The following is a 7,639-nucleotide window of genomic DNA, read 5'->3' as shown; positions in this document are numbered from 1 at the left end:
TAAATTCCAGAACCCCTGATCGCTTACGCGTTCAGGGGTTTTGTTTTTCTGCAGATTAAAGAAATCCGGGCGAAAAATACCAAGGAATGGCCTACGTACGAAGCATCGGCTCTTCCGTCATTAATTTATCCAAAGAGATCGGCAAGTCGCGCACCCGTTTACCCGTCGCGTGATACACCGCATTCGCGATTGCAGCGGCTAAACCAGTGACCCCTATTTCACCAATACCCCGTGCCCCAAACTCGTTGAGTTTGTAATCGGGGTAATTAAGCAATATCACATCCACTTCGGGCTGATCTGCATGAACCGGTACTACGTATTCGGCGTAGTTGTTATTGACCGGCATGGCATTACGCTCGTCGTATTCGGTCCCCTCGAACAAAGCCATACCGATAGCCATGACGATGGCGCCTTCAACTTGATTGCTAGCGGTTTTCTGATTGATCACCTGACCGACATCAATAGCACTTACCACCCTGGCAATCCGTAAGCGGGAAATTCCTGGATCCCAGCGCACTTCAACAAAATGTGCGCCGAATGACCGGAATGAATACTTATCGGTTTCCGCCATGCCTGTGCGCCCATAACCATCAGCGCTGGCCAGTTTTTGCGCCTTAAGCACGTCCGCTATAGCCAGCGACTTATCAGCACTCTTGAGATTTGCGCCTTCGACGCTAAGTGAATCAGCGTTGGCTCCGGCAAATGAACCGCGCGGACTGGTTGCAAATGCCTTTAGCTGGGCGATCGCCTGACGTGTCGCTTCAGCCACGGCAGGTAATACGCTGGCCGTCGCCCAAGATCCGCCCGAAACAGGGGCTGGCGGAAATGATGAGTTACCTAACTCGACTTCAATTTTATCCAGCGGTATTCCGGTCAAACTGCTCACAGCCTGAGCGATCACGGTGTAGGTGCCGGTGCCGATGTCCTGCACCCCACAGATCGCATACGCGGTTCCATCCGCACGTAATGAGACCCGCGCTTCGGCGGGGGTACGGTAAGCATCCCAGTTGCAGGCCGCCATGCCATAGCCGATTTTTTCATGGCCATCCTGCATCACACCGTTGCGAGGGTCGCGGTGCTGCCAGCCAAAACGCTCGGCGGCTTGGTCGATAGCGTCCTGCAAATGATTGCTCGACCACGGCAGATTCTGACTTTCGTCGCGATCAGCCACATTGAGTTTGCGAAACGCCATGGGGTCCATGCCAATAACTTCTGCCATTTCGTCCATGGCAGATTCGAGTGCAAACAGGCCAGGTGCTGCGCCAGGCGCACGCATTGACGTCGGTGTGCCGTGATTCACTTCAACCGTCTTTTGATTGACCAGTACATTAGCGCAGCTGTATAGACTGCGCGTAGAGGTGCCGCAGTTCTCAACGTATTGATCAGTGAACGACGTGGTGTTAATCGACTCGTGACGTACGGAAAGCAGTTTGCCCTGAGTATCAGTAGCCAGGCGTACACGCTGCTGAGTCGCGGGTCGATGGCCGGTGGTGGTGAACATCTGTTGTCGGGGCACGACCAGCTGTACCGGTCTGTTCAGCATTTTCGCAGCGCCACAGGCGGCCACCGAATGTGGCCAGATCCATAACTTGCCTCCGAAGCCCGAACCAATAAAAGGTGCTCTTACTTCAACCCTATCTGGGCTCAAGCCAAATATTCGCGACAGCGCGTTTCGATGCGCAACCACGCCCTGCGTAGCTTCATAGACGTACAAATGCCCATCTTCCCAATACGCAACCGTCGCATGCATCTCCATCGGGTTGTGGGTTTCCACGGGCGTTGTGTAAGTGGCGTCTATGGAATGCGCCGCTTGATCGAATGCCGGACCAGGGTCGCCTCTGGAATGTCCGCGTCCACCTTCTTTGGGTGGGCCTGCTTTCAGTCCCTGCTGTAGATTGGCAACCGTAGGACTTTTGCTATAGCTGACTGACACCTTGTATGCCGCGGCACGTGCATGTTCGAAGGTGTCGGCAACCACCAATGCAACGAATTGGCCGGCGTAGTGAATGGTGTCGTCTTCGAAGGGCAGTCGGTTTTCCTCGGCCTTGCTGGTGGTCAAAATATTAGCCAGCGATGTCGGAATAGGCGAGGTGTGGTAAACCTCGGCAAAATGCCCCGAGTGAAAAATATCAATGACCCCCGGGGATTTACGCGCTTCATCAAGGTTCAATTCGGTGACCTTTCCGCTGGCTATGGTGCTGAAAACACCATAGCCGTACGCCATGTTTTGCGGGTGGTGATCGGAGGCATACATTGCAGTGCCTGTCACTTTCAGCCGTCCATCAACGCGGCGTGGACCGGCACCGATTATTTGCTCACTCATGTGTTGTCCTCCGCTTAAGCCGTTAACGTTTCGAAGTTACGGATGATCGCTTGCCGGCCCAGCGCAATCTTGTAGGCGTTGTGGCGATAGGGCACCGCGCCCTGCAGCGCGATAGCTGCGGCCTTTGCTAATGACTCCGGCGTCAAGGGAGCATCCTTCAAGGACTGCTCGGCGGCCAGGGCGCGCCAAGGTTTGGTGCCCACACCGCCCATTGCGATACGTACATCGCGCACGGTATTACCGTCGAGCACGACAATCACGGCGCTGGAGGCCAGCGCGAATTGATAGGAGGCTCTATCTCGCAATTTCAGGTAGCCCGAGCGGCCGTTAGCCAATGGCGCATCAAGCACCACGTGAGTAATCATCTCGTCCGGTAGCAACGCGTGCTCCTTTGCAGGCGTGGCGCCAGGCAGTAGATGAAAGTCGAGGAAGTTGATCTCTCGTAGTCCCTTGGGGCCTTGCACTTGTACCGTGGCCCCAATTGCCGCCATGGCGACACACATATCCGAAGGATGCGTCGCAATACATTGATCACTGGTGCCCAACACGGCGTGCACGCTGCGGTTTTGACCCTCAATGGCCGAGCACCCCGACCCCGGTTCGCGTTTATTACAGGGTGATACGCCGTCGCGGAAATAGTCGCAACGCACGCGTTGCATGACGTTTCCGGCAGTCGTTGCCTTGTTGCGCAATTGGGTGGTTGCGCCTGACAGCAGCGCTTGAGACAACACTGGATAACGCGTCCGGATAAGGTCGTGGCGGGCCAATGCTGTATTAGTAACCAGCGCGCCGATACGCACCCGACCGTCATCAAGCACACTGATTTGTTTCAGTGATAAATGGTTGACGTCGATCACCTGTACTGGGCGCATGACATCAAGCTTGACCAAGTCCAGCAGGGTTGTCCCCCCCGCAAGAAAGAACGCAGAGTCAGATTGGCTGTGGTAATTAATCGCATGTTCGATGCTATCGGCACGAACATAACTGAATGTTCTCATCAGCCGATCTCCTTCATTTTGCTGCGCGCTGATTGCACTGCAGCCAGGATATTTTTATAGGCGCCGCAACGGCAGATATTGCCGCTCATTGCTTCGCGCACACTGGCATCGTCGGTGCCAATGTCGTTGTCTTTCAAAATAGCAACGGCGCTCATGATTTGCCCTGAGGTGCAGTAACCACATTGGTAGGCGTCATGTTCCCAGAACGCTTCCTGCACTGGATGTAACGCGCTGCCTTGGGCTATGCCTTCAATGGTGGTGATGTCGTCACCCTCGTGCATCGCCGCCAAGGACAAGCATGAGTTCACTGCCTGGCCGTTGACGTGCACCGTGCAGGCGCCGCATTGGCCATGGTCGCAGCCTTTTTTGGTGCCCGTCAGGCTCAATCGGTCACGTAGCACATCCAGAAGTACCGCATTCGCTGGCAGGTTCAGGGCATGGGGGCTGCCGTTGACATTAAGTACTATCCGTTGCTCACCCGGTGGCGGTGCGGCGGGTGGATCGTCGACAGTTTCGGCTTGGGCGGGAGCGGCTGGCTGTAACCAAAGGGGAGAGGTGGCCGCCGCTAGGCTGGAAACGCCCACGGATTTAAGAAAGTTGCGGCGAGAAGGGGTCGCAAGGTCGCGCAGTTCTGGCAGGGCCGACAGTTTGTCGCGCTTGTCATGTTCATCAGTCATTGAGGTGATCCTCTTTAACAGTGGTCGGCAGAGCTTAGTTCTCGATCATCCCCAGTCAAAGTCAGCGGGTCCGAACGGAAATATTCCAGACGGGCAACCTGACAAAACAACACCACGATATGCCGTCCGGGTTCGTAGATGTCAGGCGTCAGCTAAAATAAATGACAGCGGTCTACTAAATGTGTTCAGGAGAATCGTTTTGAACGGTTACCGGTGGCGCAGCTTGCTGGTGTTGACGTGTCTGCTCTGGCTGCCGATGGGCGCCAGCGCGGCGGAAGGCTATGTCGTGGTAATCGGTCTCGGCGATGTCGCTGGCGCGACCAGCTATAACGGTATTGCGTTGATTGTGGTCGGTTTCGCGCTATTGGTTGCAGAGGCTTTTTTGCCAAGCTTCGGGGTCATTGGATTGGGCGGCGTCGTCGCCTTTACGGCAGGCGCGATACTGTTGATGAACACCAATATCTTGGGTTTCACCGTTGAGCTGCCGACGGTTTTCAGTGTGGCGGTGATCGGCATGGTGTGCCTTGTCGGCTTGGTGGGAGCAACGCTCAAATCTCGGCAACGCAAGGTGGTCAGCGGTGATGCAGGCCTGGTCGGCAGCAACGCTAGAATTACTAAGGTGCAAACCGACGACCCCTTGGGTGGTTGGGTGCAACTTCAAGGCGAACACTGGCAGGTAATGAGTCAGGCACCCCTCAGAACCGGGCAATGGGTCCAGGTCGTGGCGCGTCGAGGCGTGATGCTGGAGGTCGCACCGGTGCCTGAGACACCTCAAGTGGGAGACTGATCATGTTTGTGCAATTGGGCTTTGGCACGTTGCTTTTACTACTGCTGCTGGTGGCGATGTCGACGTTTCGCATCCTGCGTGAGTATGAGCGTGGGGTGGTATTCCAGCTCGGGCGGTTCTGGCAGGTCAAGGGACCCGGCTTGATCCTGCTAATTCCGGTAGTTCAGCAAATGGTTCGTGTCGACCTGCGCACCGTCGTTCTGGACATACCGCCGCAGGACGTAATTACTCGTGACAACGTCTCAGTGAAGGTTAACGCGGTACTTTATTTCCGAGTGCTCGACCCGCAGCGAGCGATCATTCAGGTTGAAGATTTTTTAATGGCCACCAGCCAACTGGCACAGACCACACTTCGGGCGGTGCTGGGTAAACATGAGCTGGATGAACTGCTTGCCGAGCGTGAACGGCTTAACGTTGATATCCAAAAGGTACTCGATGCCCAGACCGACTCATGGGGCATCAAGGTGGCGAACGTCGAGATCAAACACGTTGACCTCAACGAATCGATGATCCGCGCCATCGCTCGACAGGCCGAAGCGGAGCGCGAGCGCCGGGCCAAAGTAATCCATGCCGAAGGTGAGCTGCAAGCGTCACAAAAGCTGGCAGAAGCCGCTGAGATTCTAGGGCGCGAGCCGGGCGCCATGCAGTTGCGTTACATGCAAACACTGGGCTCGATTGCCAACGATCGAACCACCACTATCGTCTTTCCGCTGCCCATCGAGTTGCTGCAGGGCATGGCAAACCTGGCACCAAAACCGTGAAAGCCGATTCAATTCGTCGCTGACAGGCTTTGCTGCGACCAGCCACGGCCCAGCGCGCGGAAAATAGGGGCGAGCAGGTTCATGGCAATCTCAATGGGCGTCGGGTGACGGTGCGGCAGGCGGGACCACTTTACGCATCAACGGCACCATCGCGGTGGCAATAATGAAGCACACCATGATCGCCAGAAATGCATCGGAATAGGTCTGGGTTTGCGCCTCGCGATACGTCAGCAGCCACAGTTGCTGCAACGCTGCGGTCACGCCTTCGCTGCCTGTCTGGCCCAGGGTGGCAAGGTTGCCGCCGACCTGCGTCAGCCATTGGTTCATGGCTTCGTTGCTGGTGTTCAAATGTTCAGCCAGCCGTGTGAAATGCAGGTTGGTGCGGTCATTCAAAATCGTCGCACAGGCCGCGATGCCAATGGCGCCGCCCAAATTGCGCATCAGGTTAAACAGCCCCGACGCCTGTTTAAGGCGCGACATGGCCAGGCCACCGAGGGTCAGTGTCACCGCCGGTGGAACCGCCAGTTGCTGCGCAATACCGCGCAACGCCTGCGGCAGGATCAACTGACGACCACCCCATTCGTGGGTGATCGGCGAAAAGTCCCACATAGAAAGGGCGAACAGTCCCAGACCAAACATCATGATCCAGCGTAAATCGACGCGATTGGCCAGGAACCCATACAGCGGAATCGCCATGATCTGAAATACGCCGGTAGAAAATACCGCCAGGCCGATGTCCAGCGCGCTGAAGCCGCGAACGCGTCCAAGGAACAGCGGCGTCAGGTAAATCGTTGCAAACAGGCCGATGCCGGTGACGAAAGAGAAGAAGCAACCCAGCGCAAAATTGCGGTCTTTGAGTGCGCGCAGGTCTAGGATCGGATTGCTCACGATCAGCGTGCGACTGATGAACAGCACTGCCGAAACGCCAGAGATCCAGGCCGTGGTCAGGATCGTCCTGTCGCTGAACCAATTCCAGCGCGGACCTTCTTCCAGGGTGTACTCCAGACAACCGAGAAACAGCGCCATGAACACCATGCTCAGGTAGTCCGCACCTTTGAGTAGGGAGAAGTCCGGCTCGTCGATACGCACCAGGAGAGGAACAGCGACGGCGACGAATATGCCCGGTACTAGGTTGATGTAGAACAACCAGTGCCAGGATGAGACGTCGGTGATCCAGCCACCGATCACCGGGCCAAGGGTCGGTGCCAAAGAGGCGATGGCACCGATGGTGGAGGCTGCAATCACCTTTTGTTTACCGGTGAAAAACATGAACGCCGAGGTGAACACTAGCGGGATCATGGAACCGCCGAGAAAGCCCTGCAACGCGCGAAAGGCAATCATGCTCTGAATGTTCCACGCGGCACCGCACAATAGGCTGGCCAAGGTGAAACCTACCGCTGAAGCGCAAAACAGCCAGCGCGTTGAGAACACCCGTGACAGCCAGCCCGACAGGGGAATTACCACGATTTCTGCGATCAAATAACTGGTTTGTACCCACGCCGTTTCATCGGTGCCGGCAGACAGACCGCCACCGATATCGCGCAGCGAGGCCGAAACAATTTGAATATCCAGCAGCGCGATGAACATGCCGATGCACATGCTGGCGAAAGCGAACACCTTAGTTGCGGTGGCCATCGACGCGGCATCAAATGGTTTTGCCGGTGCTGCGATTGTCGCACTCATGGCACGCTGGCCTGATTAGCGGTCACTGAATGGGCTGGACCGGTCGACGCGTCGCGCGTGTCCACTTCAGCCGTGACCGACAAGCCCGGACGCAAATGACCGAGGACACCGTCGGCCTCATCGAGATGAACGCGGACCGGCACCCGTTGCACAATTTTGGTGAAGTTGCCGGTGGCGTTCTCCGGTGGCAATACGCTGAACTGCGAGCCGGTTGCAGGCGCCAGGCTGTCCAGATGGCCATGGAACTCATGACCTGGAAGCACGTCCGCATGAATCGTCACCGCTTGCCCTGGGGTCATGTGTGCCAGTTGGTCTTCCTTGAAGTTGGCATCGACCCACAAGCCGTTGGCTGGTACCACTGACAGCAGTTGCGAGCCGGCAGCAGCAAATGCACCAACTCGGGCACGGCG

7 protein-coding genes are annotated in these 7,639 nt (G+C 56.5%); 2 read left to right on the top strand and 5 right to left on the bottom strand.

Annotation, left to right across the window (positions count from 1 at the left end; all coding sequences use genetic code 11):
* Positions 1 to 91: 91 nt before the first annotated feature.
* From M0974_RS14960 to M0974_RS14950, 3 genes are read right to left on the bottom strand one after another with little or no spacing between them, the layout of a single operon-like run.
* The gene (locus tag M0974_RS14960; protein ID WP_297838086.1) at positions 92 to 2,323 is read right to left on the bottom strand and encodes a xanthine dehydrogenase family protein molybdopterin-binding subunit; all 2,232 of its coding nucleotides are present in this window, start codon (positions 2,321 to 2,323) and stop codon (positions 92 to 94) included.
* Positions 2,324 to 2,337: 14 nt separating this feature from the next.
* Positions 2,338 to 3,321, bottom strand: coding sequence for a xanthine dehydrogenase family protein subunit M (locus M0974_RS14955; RefSeq protein ID WP_297838084.1), 984 nt, complete (start codon positions 3,319 to 3,321; stop codon positions 2,338 to 2,340).
* Positions 3,321 to 3,998, bottom strand: a complete 678-nt coding sequence (locus M0974_RS14950; protein ID WP_297838082.1) for a (2Fe-2S)-binding protein — start codon at positions 3,996 to 3,998, stop codon at positions 3,321 to 3,323. Before M0974_RS14950 ends, M0974_RS14955 begins: the two co-directional genes overlap by 1 nt.
* A 199-nt stretch (positions 3,999 to 4,197) precedes the next feature.
* Here M0974_RS14950 and M0974_RS14945 point away from each other — a divergent pair, with 199 nt between their 5' ends.
* Entirely contained in the window at positions 4,198 to 4,785 is a 588-nt protein-coding gene (locus M0974_RS14945; protein WP_297838080.1) for an NfeD family protein, read from the top strand.
* Between the two features lie 56 nt (positions 4,786 to 4,841).
* Positions 4,842 to 5,546, top strand: coding sequence for a slipin family protein (locus tag M0974_RS14940; protein ID WP_297838088.1), 705 nt, complete (start codon positions 4,842 to 4,844; stop codon positions 5,544 to 5,546).
* 90 nt (positions 5,547 to 5,636) lie between these two features.
* On the opposite strand, the gene M0974_RS14935 is transcribed toward M0974_RS14940, so the two are convergent.
* Both M0974_RS14935 and M0974_RS14930 read right to left on the bottom strand, forming a co-directional pair.
* Positions 5,637 to 7,229, bottom strand: a complete 1,593-nt coding sequence (locus tag M0974_RS14935) for a DHA2 family efflux MFS transporter permease subunit (protein ID WP_297838077.1) — start codon at positions 7,227 to 7,229, stop codon at positions 5,637 to 5,639.
* On the bottom strand, positions 7,226 to 7,639 hold a 414-nt coding region (locus M0974_RS14930), incomplete at its 5' end, for an efflux RND transporter periplasmic adaptor subunit (protein ID WP_297838074.1). The genes M0974_RS14930 and M0974_RS14935, both read right to left, overlap by 4 nt.

This window comes from Pseudomonas sp. (genome assembly GCF_026224925.1).
Taxonomy (GTDB): Bacteria; Pseudomonadota; Gammaproteobacteria; order Pseudomonadales; family Pseudomonadaceae; genus Aquipseudomonas.
Note: the sequence above shows the minus strand (reverse complement) of the source record. Positions and strands in the feature narration are given on the sequence as shown.